This window comes from Streptomyces sp. NPDC030814 (assembly GCF_055572155.1).
In genome coordinates this window covers 41,429-59,802 of the sequence record NZ_JBVIDX010000003.1, presented here as the reverse complement: position 1 = coordinate 59,802, position 18,374 = coordinate 41,429, and the positions used below count along the sequence as shown (strand labels likewise).

General features: G+C 72.7%; 17 protein-coding genes and 1 riboswitch. Of the genes, 10 read left to right on the top strand and 7 right to left on the bottom strand.

Annotation, left to right across the window (positions count from 1 at the left end; genetic code table 11):
• Positions 1–221: 221 nt before the first annotated feature.
• The 4 genes from ACZ43N_RS07125 (at position 222) to ACZ43N_RS07110 (ending at position 3,665) form a co-directional block, all read left to right on the top strand.
• Positions 222–1,208: an N-acetylmuramoyl-L-alanine amidase gene (locus ACZ43N_RS07125; RefSeq protein WP_468095623.1), complete on the top strand. Its 987-nt coding sequence runs from the start codon at positions 222–224 to the stop codon at positions 1,206–1,208.
• A gap of 173 nt (positions 1,209–1,381) precedes the next feature.
• On the top strand, positions 1,382–2,212 hold the full coding sequence (locus ACZ43N_RS07120; RefSeq protein ID WP_468095622.1) for a hypothetical protein: 831 nt from the start codon (positions 1,382–1,384) through the stop codon (positions 2,210–2,212).
• Between the two features lie 120 nt (positions 2,213–2,332).
• Positions 2,333–3,343, top strand: a complete 1,011-nt coding sequence (locus ACZ43N_RS07115; RefSeq protein ID WP_468095621.1) for an LLM class F420-dependent oxidoreductase — start codon at positions 2,333–2,335, stop codon at positions 3,341–3,343.
• 34 nt (positions 3,344–3,377) lie between these two features.
• Entirely contained in the window at positions 3,378–3,665 is a 288-nt protein-coding gene (locus ACZ43N_RS07110; protein ID WP_033527342.1) for a hypothetical protein, read from the top strand.
• A 195-nt stretch (positions 3,666–3,860) separates the two neighbouring features.
• Here the strand turns inward: ACZ43N_RS07110 and ACZ43N_RS07105 are convergent, their stop codons facing one another.
• From ACZ43N_RS07105 to ACZ43N_RS07095, 3 genes are read right to left on the bottom strand one after another with little or no spacing between them, the layout of a single operon-like run.
• A complete protein-coding gene (locus tag ACZ43N_RS07105; RefSeq protein WP_468095620.1) occupies positions 3,861–4,940 on the bottom strand; it encodes a prenyltransferase in 1,080 nt (359 codons plus the stop codon).
• On the bottom strand, positions 4,937–5,749 hold the full coding sequence (locus ACZ43N_RS07100) for a class I SAM-dependent methyltransferase (protein ID WP_468095619.1): 813 nt from the start codon (positions 5,747–5,749) through the stop codon (positions 4,937–4,939). Before ACZ43N_RS07100 ends, ACZ43N_RS07105 begins: the two co-directional genes overlap by 4 nt.
• Positions 5,743–7,218 (bottom strand): glycosyltransferase family 4 protein, encoded by a 1,476-nt coding sequence (locus ACZ43N_RS07095; protein ID WP_468095618.1) that lies wholly within the window; start codon positions 7,216–7,218, stop codon positions 5,743–5,745. The genes ACZ43N_RS07100 and ACZ43N_RS07095 overlap by 7 nt, the downstream gene beginning before the upstream one ends.
• Positions 7,219–7,426: 208 nt before the next feature.
• Here ACZ43N_RS07095 and ACZ43N_RS07090 point away from each other — a divergent pair, with 208 nt between their 5' ends.
• A complete protein-coding gene (locus tag ACZ43N_RS07090; protein ID WP_468095616.1) occupies positions 7,427–8,083 on the top strand; it encodes a TetR family transcriptional regulator in 657 nt (218 codons plus the stop codon).
• A 395-nt stretch (positions 8,084–8,478) separates the two neighbouring features.
• On the opposite strand, the gene ACZ43N_RS07085 is transcribed toward ACZ43N_RS07090, so the two are convergent.
• The 3 genes from ACZ43N_RS07085 to ACZ43N_RS07075 are packed head-to-tail and all read right to left on the bottom strand — an operon-like array spanning position 8,479 to position 11,123.
• Positions 8,479–9,342: a tetratricopeptide repeat protein gene (locus tag ACZ43N_RS07085; RefSeq protein ID WP_468095615.1), complete on the bottom strand. Its 864-nt coding sequence runs from the start codon at positions 9,340–9,342 to the stop codon at positions 8,479–8,481.
• Between the two features lie 57 nt (positions 9,343–9,399).
• On the bottom strand, positions 9,400–9,633 hold the full coding sequence (locus ACZ43N_RS07080; protein ID WP_468095613.1) for a ferredoxin: 234 nt from the start codon (positions 9,631–9,633) through the stop codon (positions 9,400–9,402).
• Positions 9,633–11,123 (bottom strand): aldehyde dehydrogenase, encoded by a 1,491-nt coding sequence (locus ACZ43N_RS07075; protein ID WP_468095612.1) that lies wholly within the window; start codon positions 11,121–11,123, stop codon positions 9,633–9,635. Before ACZ43N_RS07075 ends, ACZ43N_RS07080 begins: the two co-directional genes overlap by 1 nt.
• A gap of 159 nt (positions 11,124–11,282) precedes the next feature.
• Between ACZ43N_RS07075 and ACZ43N_RS07070 the strand changes: the two genes are divergently transcribed.
• Positions 11,283–12,311, top strand: coding sequence for an MBL fold metallo-hydrolase (locus ACZ43N_RS07070; protein ID WP_468095611.1), 1,029 nt, complete (start codon positions 11,283–11,285; stop codon positions 12,309–12,311).
• A gap of 26 nt (positions 12,312–12,337) precedes the next feature.
• Here the strand turns inward: ACZ43N_RS07070 and ACZ43N_RS07065 are convergent, their stop codons facing one another.
• The gene (locus tag ACZ43N_RS07065) at positions 12,338–13,027 is read right to left on the bottom strand and encodes a phosphotransferase (RefSeq protein ID WP_468095609.1); all 690 of its coding nucleotides are present in this window, start codon (positions 13,025–13,027) and stop codon (positions 12,338–12,340) included.
• Positions 13,028–13,112: 85 nt separating this feature from the next.
• Positions 13,113–13,191: riboswitch (cobalamin riboswitch) on the top strand.
• A 130-nt stretch (positions 13,192–13,321) separates the two neighbouring features.
• Between ACZ43N_RS07065 and ACZ43N_RS07060 the strand changes: the two genes are divergently transcribed.
• The 4 genes from ACZ43N_RS07060 (at position 13,322) to ACZ43N_RS07045 (ending at position 18,348) form a co-directional block, all read left to right on the top strand.
• Positions 13,322–14,611 carry a prenyltransferase/squalene oxidase repeat-containing protein gene (locus ACZ43N_RS07060; RefSeq protein WP_468095608.1) on the top strand — a complete coding sequence of 430 codons (1,290 nt, stop codon included), beginning with the start codon at positions 13,322–13,324 and terminating at the stop codon, positions 14,609–14,611.
• Between the two features lie 68 nt (positions 14,612–14,679).
• Entirely contained in the window at positions 14,680–15,405 is a 726-nt protein-coding gene (locus ACZ43N_RS07055; RefSeq protein WP_468095607.1) for an SCO2322 family protein, read from the top strand.
• Between the two features lie 28 nt (positions 15,406–15,433).
• On the top strand, positions 15,434–16,555 hold the full coding sequence (locus tag ACZ43N_RS07050) for an energy-coupling factor transporter transmembrane component T (protein ID WP_468096445.1): 1,122 nt from the start codon (positions 15,434–15,436) through the stop codon (positions 16,553–16,555).
• The gene (locus tag ACZ43N_RS07045) at positions 16,552–18,348 is read left to right on the top strand and encodes an ABC transporter ATP-binding protein (protein WP_468095605.1); all 1,797 of its coding nucleotides are present in this window, start codon (positions 16,552–16,554) and stop codon (positions 18,346–18,348) included. Before ACZ43N_RS07050 ends, ACZ43N_RS07045 begins: the two co-directional genes overlap by 4 nt.
• Positions 18,349–18,374: the final 26 nt, after the last annotated feature.

Genomic DNA, 18,374 nt, shown 5'->3' with positions numbered 1-18,374 from the left:
CCCTGCCACCTCACCCGGCCGGGCCCTGCCCCACGACAAGCAGTAATTGGCCGACTCTACCGTGCGACCACGCGTTCGCCCATCCGCTGGTCACACCCCCATGCGGGCCATGGGACCGCAGCGACACGGGGGACAGCGGAGGGAGCGAGCCCCCAGTCGCGGGGACGGCGGTAGGGCATCGGGCAGCCGTCACCGGTGGCCCGCCCCGTATGGTGGCAGGCGTGTCGTACGTAGGACCGGACTTCGAGCCGCCCCAGCCCCGCCGTTCGCCTCTGCGCCGTCCGCTGACCGTGGCCGTCGCCGCCGTCGTGGTGGGGTCGGTGGCCGGTTGGGGGGTGTGGCAGGCCGTCGGGGACCCGGGAAGCGGCGGCGACAGGTCGAACCGGGCGGCCCCGCAGGGCGAGCCGAGAACCGCTCCCCCGGCGTCGCCGACGCCCTCCGCCGAGCCGACCCCCTCGAAGGACGGCGACGGCGATGAGGGGGGCGACGGCGGCAAGGCGAGCGCCACGGCCTCCTCCGGGGCCGCCGCCGACGGGCCCCTGAAGGGCAAGGTCGTCGTCATCGACCCCGGCCACAACCCGGCGAACTTCCAGCACACCACCGAGATCAACCGCAAGGTGAACATCGGGACCGGTATGAAGGAGTGCGACACCACGGGGACGTCGACCAACGACGGTTACACGGAGGCCAAGTTCACGCTGGACGTCTCCCGTCGGGTCCGGGCGATCCTGGAACGACAGGGCGCCACCGTGAAGTTCACGCAGGACGGCGACCGGGAGTGGGGCCCCTGCATCGACGAGCGCGCCCGCATCGGCAACGAGGCGGAGGCCGACGCGGTGGTGTCGATCCACGCGGACGGATCGGCGGCCGGCAACCGCGGATTCCACGTCATCCTTCCGGGGGCAGTGCACGAGGGCGCCGCCGACACCCGTCCCATCGTCGGCCCCTCCCGCGATCTCGGGGAGCGCATCGCGGGCAAGTTCGTCCGCGAGACAGGCAGCGCGCCCTCCAACTATGTAGGCGGAGGTACCGGTCTCGTCACACGTCAGGACCTGGGCGGTCTCAATCTGTCAACGGTTCCCAAGGTGTTCATCGAGTGCGGCAATATGCGCGATAGCAAGGACGCGGCACTGTTGACCAGTGGCACATGGCGGCAGAAGGCGGCGCAGGGCATCTCTGAGGGAATCGTGAGTTTCCTGCGCGGGTAGGGGAAGGGTCGTGATCATCGTTGCAATCCCGACGTACGGCTACGTCGGGTGGACGATATGGTCATCCCTACGATGAGGGGCCACCCCCGCGCTTTCCCACCAGAGCCGGACGGCGACATGGTGAACAGCGACGCCTCCACACCGATGACGAGACGACTGACGAAGGACCTGAAGTGAATATCCGCTCCCTCACCAGAGGCGACGGCGTCGTGATCGGAGCAGCGGTATTGCTGTTCATCGCGTCGTTCCTCGACACGTTCGACGGCTCCGGAGACGACATCCCCAACGCCTGGGACAACCTTGGCCTGGTGATGAGCATGTACGTCGGCGGCATCATCGGTGCGGTGCTGATCGTCATCTCCCGTGCGCTGCCGCAGCCGCCCAAGCTCATCGGTCTCGACGTGGCTCAGCTCGGAGTGGGTCTGACGATCTTCGCCGCGTGGACCTCGTTCTGGTCCATCATCGACCCGCTGGGAGCAGTTGAGGAGCTCTTCGGCGCCTTCGGGAGTTCCGAGCCCGACGCCGGTGCCGGTCTCATCCTCGGCCTGATCGCAGCCTTGCTCCTGGCCGCCGCAGCCATCGCCACCCCCATGGTCCCCGCTCTCAAGGCCGCCCTCGTCGGCGCCCCGCGCCCCGCGGCCCCGCAGCCGTACGGCGCCCAGCCGCCCGGTGGTTACGGTTACCCGGGCGCCGGCGCCCAGGCGCCGTACGGTGCGAGCCAGCCGCAGCCCGGGCAGCCGGGGGCGCCGTTCGGCGGCCAGCAGCCGCAGCAGCAGGCCCCGGCCCCGCAGCAGGCGGCGGCCAGCGACTTCTCGCCCTTCTGGTTCGCCGTGCCGGTGGCGCGTCCCCTGTTCGCCGAGGACGGCTCGCAGTCGACGATCGCGGAACTGGCGCCGGGCACCTGGTACCTGGCGGTCGAGCAGCGCGGCCCCGCCCTGGTCGCCCAGACGCAGGACGGCCGTCGTGGTGTCCTCCAGGACACCACCGGCATCCAGCGCGGCTGAACGCGGCACCGACCGCACCCTCGCCGTACGACCGGCCCCTCGCTCTTCCGAGCGGGGGGCCGTTGTCGTACAGTCGCCCTCCTCACCAGTGGAACTGACGGATCGTCAGGAGGCGGGCGCATGCGGCTCGGTCTGGCACTCGGGTACTGGGGGCGCGGTCCGTCGGCGGACCATGTGCCGCTCGCCCAGGAGGCGGAGCGGCTCGGGTACGACTCGGTGTGGACCGCCGAGTCGTGGGGGTCGGACGCGTTCACGCCGCTCACCTGGATCGCGGCGCGCACGTCACGGATCAAACTCGGTACGGCCGTGGCGCAGATGGCGGCGCGGTCGCCGACCACCACCGCGATGCACGCGCTCACCCTCGACCATCTCTCCGGCGGGCGGATGCTCCTCGGCCTCGGGCTGTCCGGGCCGCAGGTCGTGGAGGGCTGGTACGGGCGGCCGTTCCCGAGGTCGCCGTTGACCGCGACGCGGGAGTACGTCGACGTCGTACGGCAAGTGCTCGGGCGGGAGGGCCCGGTCGAGCTCGACGGGCGTTTCCACACGTTGCCGTACGGCGGGCCGGAGGGCACGGGGGTGGGCAAGCCGCTGAAGTCCATCACGCATCCACTCCGCGCCGATCTGCCCGTTCTGCTCGGCGCCGAGGGCCCCAAGAACATCGCGCAGACCACCCGGATCGCGGACGGCTGGCTGCCGTTGTACTGGTCGCCGACGCGGACGGAGGTCTACGAGGCGTCGCTGACCGACCTGCCCGAGGGGTTCCTCATCGCACCCATGGCTCGGGCGCAGCTCTGCGACGACATCACCGAGGGGCTGCTGCCGGTGAAGATCATGCTCGGCTTCTACATCGGCGGGATGGGGCATGCGAAGCGCAACTTCCACGCCGACCTCATGGCGCGCATGGGGTACGAGGAAGAGGCCCGCCGGATCCAGGAGTTGTTCCTGGCCGGCCGTCGCGAGGAGGCCGTGCTCGCGGTGCCGGACGCGTTCGCCGACGAGATCTCGCTGGTCGGGCCGAGGGAGCGGATCGCCGAGCGGCTGGAGGCGTGGCGGAAGGGTCCGGTGACGGATCTGCTCGTCGTGGCACCGGACCGGCCCACGCTGCGGGTGCTGGCGGAGCTCAACTCATAGGTTTCGGCCAGGGGTTACGGGCAACCCGTCAGGCATGTCTCGATATAGCGGCTCCAATCAGGCGGGCCGGGTCATCGCGATCGTCGCGGACGTGATGGCTTTCATTCTCGGCCTGTGGATCCTGATGTATCTGCTGGGTGCGAACGGCGCGAACGACTTCGTGCAGTTCGTCCATGACGCGGCCCGCTGGCTCGCCGGCTGGTCCCACGACCTGTTCACCTTCGACGAGCAGTGGGCGCGGGTCGTCGCCGGGTACGGGCTCGCCGCCGTCGTCTACCTGTTCGTGGGGCACGCCATCGCGAACCGCATGCACCGCCACTAGCGCTTCGCGGAGCGGGCGCGGGCGGGTTGCGGCGCTGGGTGACTGCGGGTGGGTCGTGGTTGCTCGCGCGGTTCCCCGCGCCCCTGAACACCCCGGGCCCGGCCCATGCTTTAGGGGCGCGGGGAACTGTACGACCAGCCCCCACTCACCCGCAGCCGCCTCACGGCCCGGGCACCCCGCCCGGAAGGCGGACCCTCAGCAACACTCCGAGTCGTCGAAGTCGTCCAGGCCCCGCGGCAGTCGCTCGCCGCCGAACACCGCGCAGGTCGCCTCGTCGCCGCCCAGCGCGGCCACGGCCAGCAGCAGCGACCCAGCCGTCCAGGAGGTCAGTTCCTCGGGCCAGACGGCCTGGTCCTCGAAGACGTAGCCCGTCCAGTACAGGCCGGTCGCCGGGTCGCGCAGGTGCTGGATGGACTGAAGGATCTCCAGGGCCCGGTCGGACTCGCCCATCGCCCAGAGGGCGAGGGCGAGTTCGGCGGACTCGCCGCCCGTCACCCACGGGTTGGGGACCACGCAGCGGACTCCGAAGCCGGGCACGACGAAGCGGTCCCAGCTCTCCTCGATGCGGGACTTGGCCTCCGTGCCGGTCAACGCGCCGCCCAGCACGGGGTAGTACCAGTCCATCGAGTAGCGGTCCTTGTCGAGGAACCGCTCGGGGTGGCGACGTATCGCGTGCCGCAGCGCGCCCACGGCCAACTCCCAGTCAGGCTGCGGCTCTTCCCGCTGCTCGGCAATGGCGAGCGCGCAGCGCAGCGCCTGGTGGATCGACGAACTGCCCGTCAACAGGGCGTCGTGCACGGGCGTGCCGTCGTCCTCGCGCTTCCAGCCGATCTGGCCGCCGGGCTGCTGCAGCCGCAGGACCCACTCGATCGCCGCGTACACGGCGGGCCACATGCGGTCGAGGAAGGTGTCGTCCCCGGTGGCCAGGTAGTGGTGCCAGACGCCGACGGCTATGTACGCGACGAAGTTGGTCTCCCGGCCCCGGTCGGTGACGTCGTCGGCGTCGCCGTCGGCGTACGCGGCGTACCAGGAGCCGTCCTCGTGCTGGTGGCGGCGCAGCCACTCGTAGGCGCGTTCGGCGGCCTCGTGCTCTCCGGCGGCGTCCAACGCCATGGCGGCTTCCACGTGGTCCCAGGGGTCCAGGTGGTGTCCGCGGAACCAGGGGATCGCGCCGTCCTGCCGCTGCACCGCGAGGATCCCGCTTACGGTGGCGGCGGCCTGCTCGGCGGTGAGGACCCCGGGCAGGACCAGGTGTTCTGTCCGGGGCGTCGTCACTTGGCGGCCACCCCTGCCTCGGACGCGGTACCGGCCTCGGTCGCGGTACCGGCGTCGGTCCCGGCCGCCGTCGCGTCGGAGTCGGCGACGCGCGGCAGGTGCGGCTTCGTCGCGTACACCACGAAGCTCTTGCCGATCAGCGGGTTGAGCGCCTGCTCGGCGACCCGGGTGGCCAGGGGCTTCTTCATGATGTCCCAGACCAGCAGCTTGTGGTACGCGCGGACCGGCAGGGCCTTGTCGTTGTCGACGCCGAACGCGCACTTCAGCCACCAGTAAGGCGAGTGCAGTGCGTGGGCGTGGTGGGTGCCGTACGGCTTGAGGCCCGCCTCGCGGATCTTGCCGAGCAGTTCGTCCGCCTTGTAGATGCGGATGTGGCCGCCCTCGACCTCGTGGTACGCGTCGGAGAGCGTCCAGCAGACCTTCTCGGGGCCGTAGCGCGGGACGGTGACGGCGATGCGGCCGCCGGGCCTGAGCACCCGGACCATCTCGGCGAGCACGCCCTTGTCGTCGGGGATGTGCTCCATGACTTCGGAGATGATGACGACGTCGAAGGACTCGTCGGGGAAGGGCAGCGCGAGGGCGTCGCCCTCCATCGCCGTGGCGGTCGCGCCCTCGGGGGCCTCGCCGGCCTCCTTCATCGCCGCGAACCACTTGGCGACCTCGCGGATCTCGTCGCCGTTCTGGTCGAGGGCGACGACCTGGGCGCCGCGCCGGTAGCACTCGAAGGCGTGCCGGCCCGCTCCACAGCCGAGATCCAGGACACGGTCCCCCGGGGCGAGCGGGAACCGGGAGAAGTCGACGGTCAGCACGTGGCCCTGCTTTCGCGGTCGGCGCTTTCGCGGTTTGCTTCAACTGCTTCTTCGACGGCCTCGTGGGCGTCGACGGCTCGGTCGGCGGCACGGTCGGCCGCCGGTACGGCGCGGGGGGCGGTGCTCGCGGCGGCCCCCGCCGGGCGCCCCTCGGCGCGGGCGATCGCCTCGCGGTAGTGGGCGACCGTGCCCTCGGCGGCCTTGGCCCAGGTGAACCGCTGGAGCACCCGCTCGCGGCCCGCGTGGCCGAGCCGCGCCCGCAACCCGGGGTCGCCCAGCAGCCGGTTCAGTCCGGCGGCAAGGGCGCCCGCGTCGCCCGTGGGCACCGCGAGGCAGGTCTCGCCGTCGGGTCCGGCGACCTCCGGTATGGCGCCGCCGGTGGTGGCGACCAGGGGGGTGCCGGTGGCCATGGCCTCGGCGGCGGGGAGCGAGAAGCCCTCGTAGAGGGAGGGCACGCAGGCGACCTCGGCGGAGCGGACCAGGTCGACCAGCTCGGCGTCGGAGATGCCCTTCACGAACTCGACGGCGCCTTCGAGGCCGTACCGCTCCACGGCCTGCGCGACGGGGCCCTCGGTGGGCCGCTTGCCGACGACGACCAGGTGGGCGGCGGGGTGCTCGGTGCGGACCTTCGCCAGCGCCTCGACGAGGAAGACGAGGCCCTTCAGCGGGACGTCGGCGCTGGAGGTGGTGACGATCCGGCCGGGTATCCGCGCGACGGACGGGTCGGGCGAGAACAGGTCGGTGTCGGCGCCGATGTGGACGACGTGGACGCGGTCGTCGCGTACGCCGAGGTGGTCGACGATCTCCTGGCGGGAGGTGCCGGAGACGGTGAGCACGGACGGCAGCCGCCGCGCGACCCGCTTCTGCATGCGCGTGAACGCGTACCAGCGGCGTACCGACATCCGGCGCTGCCAGCCCTCGGCCGCGTCCAGCTCCAGCTGCCGGTCGACGGTGATGGGGTGGTGGATCGTGGTGACCAGGGGCGCGCCCACATCGCCGAGCAGGCCGTAGCCGAGGGTCTGGTTGTCGTGGACGACGTCGAACTGGCCGCGCCGCGCCCGCAGATGGCGGCGGGCGCGGAAGGAGAAGGTCAGGGGCTCGGGGAAGCCGCCGGTCCACATCGTCGCCACTTCGAGGGCGTCGATCCAGTCGCGGTACTCGTCGCGCCCCGGGGTGCGGAAGGGGTCGGGCTGCCGGTAGAGGTCGAGGCTGGGCAGTTCGGTGAGGGAGAGCCCGCCCGGTCCGTCGGCGGGAACCGCGTCCGCGTCGAGGACGGGGTAGGGCTGGGAGCCGATGACCTCCACCCGGTGGCCGAGGCGGGCGAGCTCACGCGAGAGGTGCCGTACGTACACGCCCTGGCCCCCGCAGAACGGGTTCCCTTTGTAGGTGAGGAGCGCGATGTCGAGCGGTCGGCCGCCGTCGGCGGCGGGGCTTGCCCGATGCCCCGCCTCACTGGCCTCAGCGGTCACTCTCGGCCCCCTTCTGCCTGTGTTGTCCGGTGAGATTACGTCGGGACGGTAATCTAGAACAGGTTACAGACTTGATCGTTCAAGGAGCACTGAATCTACCGGCAGGTAGGGCCGCGGTGAGCGGGGGGTCAGGTGATTCACGCCACGGCACGCGCCCTGGCATGCTGTCGGATCGCACGCCCTCACCGACTGTCACGGAACGGTACCCATGCCTGCTGAAGCCAAGGTGGACGCCAGTAGCGCGAGACAGGAACCGCGACCGGAGTCGCGGCCGGACTCGCCGCCCCTCACCCAGCGGCAGGAGGCCCGCCGGCGCCGGATCCTGCACACGAGCGCGCAGCTGGCCAGCCGGGGCGGTTTCGACGCCGTGCAGATGCGTGAGGTCGCCGAGTCTTCGCAGGTCGCCCTCGGCACGCTCTACCGCTACTTCCCCTCCAAGATCCATCTGCTGGTCGCGACGATGCAGGACCAGTTGGAGCACATGCACGGCACGCTGCGGAAGAAGCCGCCGACCGGCGAGACGGCCGCGGAGCGGGTGGCCGAGACCCTGATGCGGGCCTTCCGCGCCCTGCAGCGCGAGCCGCACCTCGCGGACGCCATGGTCCGCGCGCTCACCTTCGCCGACCGCAGCGTCAGTCCCGAGGTGGACCAGGTCTCCCACCAGACCACCGCGATCATCCTCGACGCCATGGGGCTGGAGCGCCCCACACCCGAGCAGCTGTCCGCCGTCCGCGTCATCGAGCACACCTGGCACTCGGCGCTCATCACCTGGCTCTCGGGCCGCGCCTCCATCGCCCAGGTGAAGATCGACATCGAAACGGTCTGCCGGCTGATCGACCTGACGGCGCCGGGAGGCGAGAAGTAGCCCCGGCGCCGCACGGACGCCGGGGCTCACCGGAGACGGAGACACACATGCAGGGGCCAATTCAAGGGCCCGCGGGAGAGACACACATAAAGGACCTACGAGACGGGTTCCCTGCGCCGGTATTACCCGGATCAGGTGCTGGGGGTCGCCTTCCGGTCCTGTACCAGCGACCTTCTGGCCTCTCAGCCCGACCGTCGACGTCGGCACCGGCGGAGGTCTGTGCCTCTCGCCCATGTCGGCTACTCCGGTCGAACTCCCTCACTCGTCCCGTAGGCCGATTTCCAGGATAGAACTCCTATAGGTGTACGCAACCCCCTGAAGGGGATTTTTTACCCTCCTCGTCGACGGCTTTTCACCCTCCTCGTCGACGGCCCGAGGCCGGCTTCCGCCCGCTCCTAGGCCACGGCTTCCAGCCCGCTCCAGCTTCGCCCGACGGCCGTGCCGCCCGCCCACTGGTCCAGCAGGCGACGGGCGTCCCCCTCGGGGGCCGCGAGGGCCACGCGCTGGGCGCCCGCGTGGACGCTGCGCTCCTTGTGGATGGTGCCCTCGCTGCAGCAGGCACAGTGGACGACCAGGCTGCTCTCGGGCTCCGCGCCGAAGTCGTGGTCGGCGAAGAGCTGGAGGAGGGCCTCCAGGTCGGCCTGTTCGGCCGCGGCGACGGTCACGGACAGGGTGGGCAGGTCGGAGGGTTCGAAGAGGAGGAGTTCGTCGAAGACGGGATAGGTCGTGCCGGCGACGACCCGTTCACCCGTCGGTTCGCCGTCGTGGACGACGATCTCGCCGTAGCGGCGGCCACCGGTGACCGGCACGTTGACGACCCGGCCACGGGTGGGGCAGAGGCGCTCGATCCAGACGACCTCGCGTTCGCCGTCGGTGTCGAGGCGTACGCAGGCGTTGCCGAAGCGGCCGACAATCTCGCCCTCGCCGTCGGGCAGGTCGATGCCGAAGCCGGCCCAGGCGCCGCGGGCGGTGGCCCAGTCGCGGCGTATGGTCGCGGCGATACCGAGGTTCCAGAACGCGGGGTCGCCCTCGCCGCGCGGTGAGCGGGCGGCGGCCTGGACGCCGAGTTCGTACGCCTTCTCCCAGTTGCGCAGGAACTTGTGGCCGAGCGCGGCGTCGTACCACCACACCGCGCTCGCCTTCAGGTCCGGGTAGTGGGCGAGCACCTGTTCGTAGAGGTCGGCGGCGCGCTGCCACTCCTCGGCGTCCCAGGCGGCACGCGCCTGCTCGATCAACTGCTTGGCCTCGGACTTGCGCACGCTTTCCCGCCCTGGTCCCCGATGGTTCACGGTGATACGAGGGCAGAGCGTAGGCCCCTACTCCTCCGGCGGGAACACCGGCTCCCCACTGCCGAGCAGGGCGATCGAGATCGCCTCCACCGGGCAGCCCTCCGCCGCCTTCAGGATGCGTTCGCCCGCGTCGGTGTCCGGCTCGACGGGATGGGACTGCACAGCGGAGTCGAGGCGGAAGGATTCCGGGGCGAGGTGCGTGCACTGGGCGGAGCCGATGCAGATGGCCCGGTCGACCTCCACGTGCCAGCGGTCGCCCATCAGCTCACCCCCTTCCCCGCGGCGGCGCCCGCGAGCGGCACGTAGCCGGCGGGCAGATGGATCATCTTGTGCTCCAGGTACTCGCCGTACCCCTCGGGGCCGAACTCGCGGCCCAGGCCGGAGTTCTTGTAGCCGCCGAAGGGGCCGAACATGTCGAGGCTGAAGGTGTTGACGGAGTACGTGCCGGTGCGGACCTGGCGGGCGATCTCGATGCCGCGCTCGTCGTCCGCGGTCCACACGCTGCCGCTGAGGCCGTAGTCGGAGTCGTTGGCGATCCGCACGGCCTCGGCCTCGTCGCCGTACGGCAGGAGGCAGATCACCGGGCCGAAGATCTCCTCGCGGGCGATGCGCATGGAGTTGTCGACGTCGCCGAAGAGGGTGGCCTCCACGTACCAGCCGTGGTCGAGGCCGGCCGGGCGGCCGCCGCCGGTGAGGATCTTGGCGCCCTCCTCCTGGCCGATGCGGATGTAGTCGAGGCTGCGGCGCTGCTGGCGCCGGGCCACGAGCGGGCCGAGTTCGGTGGCGGGGTCGAGGGGGTCGCCGACCTTGAGTGCGGAGGCGGCTGCCGCGAAGGCCTCGGCGAACTCGTCGTAGCGGCTGCGCGGGACGAGGATGCGGGTCTGGGCGACACAGGCCTGGCCGTTGATCATCCAGGCGAAGGGCGCGATGCCGTTGACGGCGGTCTGCGCGTCGGCGTCCGGCAGGATCACGGCCGCCGACTTGCCGCCCAGTTCCAGGGTGACGCGGGTGAGGTTGCGGGCGGCGACCTCCATGACCCGCTTGCCGGCGGCGACCGAGCCGGTGAAGGAGACCTTGTCGACGCCCGGGTGCCCGACGAGGTACTCGCTGACCTCACGGTCGGCGGGGAGGATCGACAGGACGCCCTCCGGGAGCCCTGCCTCGGCGGCGATCTCCGCGAGCAGATACGCGTCGAGCGGGGTCTCGGGCGAGACCTTGAGGATCGCCGGGCAGCCCGCGAGCAGCGCCGGGGCGAGCTTGGCGGCGGCGGTGAACTGCGGGACGTTCCACGGGACGACTGCGGCGACGACCCCGACCGGCTCGCGCCGCACGAGGATCTTGCCGAGCACGCCGTCGCGGTGTTCCTCGTAGGTGAAGTTCCGTGCCGTGCTGATGGCCGCGTCCCAGACCATCATCGAGGCGAGGGCCTGCACCATCACGCCGGAGGTGACCGGGGTGCCGTTCTGGGCGCTGATGAGGCGGGCGAACTCCTCGTGGCGCACGGCGAAGGCGTCCTTGATGCGGCCGACGACCTCGATACGTTCGTCGAGGGTCGTCCGGGGCCACGGTCCTTCGTCGAACGCCTTGCGCGCGGCGGCCACGGCCCGGTCGACGTCCGCCCGTGAGGCGTGCGGTACGCGGCCGATGACCTCCTCCGAGTGCGGTGAGACCACCTCGATGACGTCCGTGCCCAGGGGGTCGGTCAACTCCCCGCCGATGAACAGCTGTCCGTGTTCCACGAGCTCGGTCATGGCCGACTGCCTCCCCGGAGCCGATCTCTGACGGTGCATCAGATAGGGAACTGATACCAGCTCCGGTTGCAGGAGTCCACGGGGAGATGACGGTTGACTCGGCCTCCCATCGAAACCTGTTCTAGTTATAGTTGCGGGAAGGCGGCGATTGGGGAGCGCATGACGCAGGTGTACGACCATGGCGGCGGCGTCCGGTCCCTCCAGGTGCCCATCCCGGACAACCCCCTCGGTCACACGCTGGTGTACGTCGTCGACACCGATCGCGGCCCCGTGCTCGTCGACACCGGCTGGGACGACCCGGCCTCCTGGGACACCCTGTGCGAGGGCCTGACCGCCTGCGGTACGTCGGTCGGGGAGATCGTCGGCGTGGTGATCACCCATCACCATCCGGACCACCACGGTCTGTCGGGCAGGGTGCGGGAGGCGTCCGGCGCGTGGGTGGCCATGCACGCGGCGGACGCCTCGGTCGTACGGCGGACGCGCGAGACCCGGCCGGAGCGCTGGTTCACCTACATGGCGGTCAAGTTGACGGCGGCCGGCGCGCCCGACGAGCACGTGGCCCCACTGCGCGCCCCGCGGGGCCGCCGAACCCTGCCCGGCCTCTCCCCCGCGCTCCCCGACCGCGAGATCGTCCCCGGCGATCTCCTCGACCTGCCCGGCCGCCGCCTCCGCGCGATCTGGACGCCCGGCCACACGCCGGGCCACGTCTGCCTGCACCTGGAGGAGGACCACCCCGCCGAACTGCCCGGCCGGGGCCGTCTGTTCTCCGGTGACCACCTGCTTCCCGAGATCAGCCCGCACATCGGCCTGTACGAGGACCCCGACGACACGACGGTCACCGACCCCCTCGGCGACTACCTCGACTCCCTCGAACGCATCGCCCGCCTGGCCCCGGCCGAGGTCCTCCCGGCCCACCAGTACACCTTCACCGACGCCCCGGCCCGGGTACGGGAGTTGCTCACCCACCACGAGTCCCGCCTCACCGACCTGCGCTCCCTCCTCACCACCCCGCTCACGCCCTGGCAGCTCGCCGAACGCATGGAGTGGAACCGCCCCTGGTCCCAGATCCCCTACGGATCGAGGAACATCGCCGTCGCCGAGGCGGAGGCCCATCTGCGCCGCCTGGTGAAGCTCGGCCGGGCGGAGGCGGTGACGGGGAGCGACCCGGTGACGTACGTGGCGGTGTGACGGCGGGCGCTGCCGACGCGGAGGGCTCAGCAGGCGACCGTTGACCTGATCAACTCCCGTACGTCATTGAGGAGTCGCACCTCTCGTGCGCTCATCGTCGGGTTCTTCGCCCGGCGGGCGATCGCCTCCGTCAGCCCCTCCTCCGTGAGGGCGCAAGGGCCGCTCAACTGGTGGGCGAGCAGGCCGGTGAGGGCCGCGTGGGCCAGGGGGGCGCGGGAGTCGGCGGCGTCGACGGCGACCTGGGCGAGGATGACCGCGGACATGCCCCAGTCGAGCCCCGGGGGACCCTCCTCGCTGTTGGCCCAGTCGATGACCCGGGGGCCGTCGGGGGTGAGGAGGACGTTCTCGGGGTGCAGATCGAGGTGGAGGACGCGGGTCGCCGGGCGGGAGGCGCGTCGGGGCGGGAGCGTGTGCAGCGCCTGGAGGAGTCGGGCCAGTTCGGCGCCGGCATCCACCGGTCGGAGGTCGCCGGCGGCGATGGCCTCCAGCATGGTCGGGCCCGGGAGGCGTTCGAGGACCAGATCGGTGCGGGTGGCCGTGCGGACGCGTGGGACGGGGTAGCCGTGAGCGTGTACGTACTCCATGACCTCGGCCTCGGCACTCGCGTCGCCCCAGCCGTCGCGGTACCGGCGCAGCGCCCACGGCCCGCCGGGCTCGTCCTCGATCTCGTACACGTCCGCAGTGCGCCCCGCGCCCAGCAGTCTCCCCGTCCGCATGTCCCGAACCTACCTTCCGGCGCGGGCGGCCCCGGGAGTGCCGGCTACCGGCAGGTAGAGTGGCCGGGTCGTCACGCCCGTACAGGGGGAAGCCGGTGCAAATCCGGCGCTGACCCGCAACCGTGAGCCGAAGCCGTCCGGGCGATCGGCGAGTCGGACTGCCCTGCGCGGAACTGTGACCGGCTCGCGTCACCGGCGTCCGCCGGTGTACGGCACCGTCGAGGAATACGGAGCCGAGCCGCCCGGCGTCGCGCCGTGGCGCCCGGCTCCCGTCAGGAAGAGGCACCGCCGATCATGAATGTCCGCCGCAGCGCCGCGGTCGTCGCCGTACTGGCCGCCACAGCCGGGGTCGGCACCGGACTCGGTACCGGTTTCGCGCCGGCCGCCCTCGCCGACGACACCGCCCCCGCCGCGCCGTCCGCTTCGCCGTCGCAGGCGATACCCACCGGTCTGTACGGGTCGACGGACCCCAAGTTCGACGGTGTCTGGCGGCAGTCGCTCACGCTGGTCGCGCTGGACGCCGTGGGCGTTGAGCCCGGTGCCGGGGCCGTCGAGTGGCTGCTCGGCCAGCAGTGCGCGAACGGGGCGTTCGCCGCGTACCGGCCCTACCCCGCCGCGCAGTGCGACGCCAAGACGTCCGTCGACACCAACAGCACGGCCGCCGCGGTGCAGGCACTCGTCGCCGTCGGGGGGCACGACGCGGAGGCCGAGCGGGCCGTCGGCTGGCTGAAGGACCACCAGAACGACGACGGCGGCTGGGGCTTCACCGCGGGCGGGCCCAGCGACGCGAACTCCACCTCCGTCGTCATCGGCGCGCTGGCCGCTGTCGGAGATTCTCCCGGCGCACAGAAGAAGGCCGGCCGCTCCCCCTACGACGCCCTGCGCGCCCTCGCGCTCCCTTGCGCCGTCGGCACCGAGGGCAGCGGGGCCTTCGCCTACCAGCCCGACAAGAAGGGGGGGCTCGCCGCCAACGCGGACGCGACGGCCGCCGCCGTGGTCGCCGGCCTGGGCGAGGGGTTCGTGGTCGACGCCGGTGAGGGAGAGAAGAGCGGGGCGGCCGATACGGCCGGTGAGTGCTCCAGCGGCACCTCGCCCGAGGACGCGGCTCACAACGGCGCCCTGTACCTCGCCGATGCCCTCACCTCCGACGGTTATCTGAGGTCCGTCCTCCCGGGCGCCGAGGACCAGCCCGATCTCGGCAACACCGCCGACGCGGTCGTGGCGCTGGCCGCCGCGGGGAAGACGGACGCCGCCGGGAAGCCGCTCGCCTGGCTGGAGAAGAACCACGGCCCGTGGGCGGCGAAGTCCGGCCCCGCCGCCTACGCCCAGCTCATCCTCGCCGCGCACGCCACCGGGACCGACCCGCGGGACTTCGGCGGCGCGGACCTCGTGGCGCGGCTGACCGAGGCGGGGCCGGCGCGCGATGTGCCCGACCACACGAGCGCGCCGGGCGACGACACCGCCGACGGGCACGAGAGCGACGGCGGGGTGGCGACCGGAGTGGTGCTGGGTGCCGGACTCGGGCTCGCCGCGCTCGCCGGGGCGGTACTGACGCGGCTCAACCGGAAGCGGCGACGGGCATGACCCGGGCACGGCTGCGGGGCTCCGCGAGGCGGTCGCGGACCCGGCGCGCCGCGGTCACACGGACGTCGGTGACACGGCTCGCGGGCGGGCGCGTCACCGCCCGGCACACCACGTCCGCGCTGTCGTCGGCCCTGCTTCTGCTGTTCGTGCTGGTGGGTTCGGGCGGGCAGGCCCATGCCGCCGCCTATCGGTACTGGTCCTTCTGGGACCGGGCGCCGGACGGCTCCGGCTGGGTGTACGCCACGCAGGGGCCGTCGACCGCGCGGCCCTCGGACGGGGACGTCCAGGGTTTCCGGTTCGCCGTCAGCGAGGACTCCGACGACGCCGCCGAGCCGCGCGGGGCCGCCGACTTCGACGCCATCTGCTCGGACACGGCCGCCCGCGACGGGCGGAAGCGGATCGCGCTCGTCATCGACTTCGGCACGGCCGCGGACGCCCCGGCCGGTGAGACGCCCCCGTCGGCGCGTACCGCCTGTGCGCGCGTGCCGTCGGACGCGACCTCCGCCGACGCGCTGGCCGCCGTGGCGAAGCCGCTCCGGTACGACACGAACGCGCTGCTCTGCTCGATCGCCGGTTACCCCCGCAAGGGGTGCGGGGAGACGGTCGGCGGGGACGGGGCCGACACCTCCGGCTCGGCTCCGAACACCACCGGCCCCGACGCCTCCGACGCTGCCGACAACCCCGGCGCGTCCGGCGGGAAGGGCCCGTCCGTCGGCCTGTTCGTCGGCGCGGGCGCCGTCGCGGTGCTCGGCGCGGCGGCGGTGTGGCAGGCCAGGCGGCGCCGCCGTGGCTAGCCACGGCCCGTCGTACCGCCGGCACCCCGTGCACCGCGGGTACCGGGGGCAGCTCGTGCACCCCCTCGCCTGGTGGTTGTGGGCCCTGGGGCTCGGCACCGCCGCGTCCCGCACCACCAACCCCCTCCTCCTGGGCCTCCTCATGGCGGTGGCGGGGTACGTCGTGGCGACGCTCCGCACGGACGCCCCATGGGCCCGCTCGTACACCGCGTTCGTGAAGCTCGGCCTGGCCGTGCTGGTCGTCCGGCTGGCCTTCGCGGTGGTGCTCGGCTCCCCGATCCCCGGCACGCACACCCTCCTCACGCTCCCCGAAGTCCCGCTTCCCGACTGGGCGCAGGGCGTCCGCCTGGGCGGCCGGGTGACGGCGGAGGGCGTGCTGTTCGCGCTGTACGACGGTCTGCGGCTCGCCGCGCTCCTCGTCTGCGTCGGCGCCGCGAACGCCCTCGCGAACCCGGCCCGGCTGCTGAAGTCGCTGCCGGGCGCGCTGTACGAGGCGGGCGTGGCGGTGGTGGTGGCGATGACGTTCGCCCCGCATCTGGTGGCGGACGTGCAGCGGTTGCGGGCCGCCCGGCGGCTGCGCGGGCGGCCGGACCGCGGCGTACGGGGGCTGCTCCAGGTCGGAATGCCGGTGCTGGAGGGCGCGTTGGAACGGTCGGTCGCCCTGGCCGCCGCGATGGACTCACGCGGGTACGGCCGCACCGCCGAGGTCCCGGCCCCCGTCCGCCGCACGACGGCCGCGCTCACCCTCGGCGGACTGCTGGGCGTCTGCGCGGGAACGTACGGCGTGCTGACCGCCGCCGGCGGCACCTACGGTCTCCCCGTCCTGCTCACCGGCCTGGCCGCCGCGCTCGCGGGCCTGCGCCTGGGCGGCCGTCGTTCGCCCCGCACCCGCTACCGGCCGGACGCGTGGGACGTACGGGCGTCGCTGGTGGGGGCGTCGGGCGCGGCCGTCGCCGTACTCCTGGTCATCGGCGCGGCGTACGACTCCGCCGCCCTGCACCCCACCGTCGTCCCCCTCACCGCCCCGGACCTCCCGTTGTGGCCGGCCGCCGCGATCCTGCTGGGCCTGCTTCCGGCCTTCACCGTGCCCGCCCCGGCCTCCGCGATCGCCCCCACCGCCCCCACCGCCCTTGGCAAGGAAGACGCATGATCCGCTTCGAGGACGTGTCCGTCACGTACGACGGCGCGACCGAACCCATCCTCCATGGCGTCGACTTCGAGGTCCCGGAGGGGGAACTCGTCCTCCTGGTGGGCCCGTCGGGGGTCGGGAAGTCGACGTTGCTGGGTGCCGTGAACGGGCTCGTGCCGCACTTCACCGGGGGCACCCTGCGCGGGCGGGTCACGGTGGCGGGCCGGGACACCCGTACGCACCGGCCGCGCGAACTGGCCGATGTGGTGGGCGTGGTCGGGCAGGATCCGCTCGCACACTTCGTCACGGACACGGTCGAGGACGAACTCGCGTACGGCATGGAGTCGCTGGGCCTGGCGCCGGCGGTGATGCGGCGGCGGGTGGAGGAGACGCTGGACCTCCTCGGTCTCGCCGACCTCCGCGACCGGCCCCTCGCGACGCTCTCCGGCGGCCAGCAGCAGCGTGTCGCCATCGGGTCGGTGCTCACCCCGCACCCGGACGTCCTCGTGCTGGACGAGCCGACCTCCGCGCTGGACCCCGCTGCCGCGGAGGAGGTCCTGGCGGTGCTCCAGCGTCTGGTCCACGACCTCGGCACGACGGTACTGATGGCGGAGCACCGCCTCGAACGCGTCATCCAGTACGCCGACCAGGTCCTCCTGCTCCCCGCGCCGGGCGCCCGCCCCGTCCTCGGCACACCCGCCGAGGTGATGGCCGTCTCCCCGGTCTGCCCCCCGGTGGTGACCCTGGGCCGCCTGGCCGACTGGACCCCGCTCCCCCTGACGGTGCGGGACGCCCGCCGCAGGGCCGAGCCCCTTCGAGCCCGCCTGGCATCCCGCACTCCCGACACCCCGCCCGGCACCGCCTCCGTCCAGGGGCGCGGGGAACCGCGCGCCCGGCCACACTCCACCCGCACCCGGCACACCACGGCCCCCGCCCCTTCCCCCGCTCCCGCCCTCCCCCGACTCCGCCGCCTCCTCTCCCGCAAACCGACCCCCGACCCCGCCACCCCGTCCACCGGCCCCGCAGCCCACTCGAAGGGCACCGCGCTCGCCGAAGCCGGCTCCCTGGCAGTCCACCGCGACGGCGTCCACGCCCTCCGCCACGTGGACCTCACCATCGCCCCCGGCGAGACCCTCGCCCTCATGGGCCGCAACGGCGCCGGAAAGTCCACGCTCCTGTCCGCGCTGGTGGGCCTGGTGCCCCCGGCGGCCGGTTCCGTGCAGGTCGGCGGCGTTCCACCGCACCGGACGGCCCCCCGGGACCTCGTACGCCGGGTCGGCCTCGTCCCCCAGGAGCCCAGGGACCTGCTGTACGCGGACACCGTCGCGGCCGAGTGTGCGGCGGCGGACCGGGACGCGGGCGCGGAACCGGGCACCTGCCGCCGGCTGGTGGACGAGCTGCTGCCCGGCGTGACGGACGGCACGCACCCCCGCGACCTGTCGGAGGGCCAGCGGCTGGCGCTCGCCCTCGCGGTGGTGCTGACGGCCCGGCCCCCGCTGCTGCTCCTCGACGAGCCGACCCGCGGCCTCGACTACGCGGCCAAGGGCCGCCTGGTGTCGACGCTGCGGGGACTCGCCGCCGGGGGCCACGCCATCGTGCTGGCCACGCACGACGTGGAACTGGCGGCCGAACTGGCCGACCGTGTGCTGATCCTCGCCGACGGCGAGGTGGTCGCCGACGGCCCGACCGCCGAGGTGGTCGTCGGCTCCCCCTCCTTCGCCCCGCAGGTCACGAAGATCCTGGCCCCCCAGAAGTGGCTGACGACGACCCAGGTGAGCCGTGCCCTGCGAGCGGCTGAGCAGGAGCGGCCGTGAACAACAGCCCCTCCCCGGCCGAACCC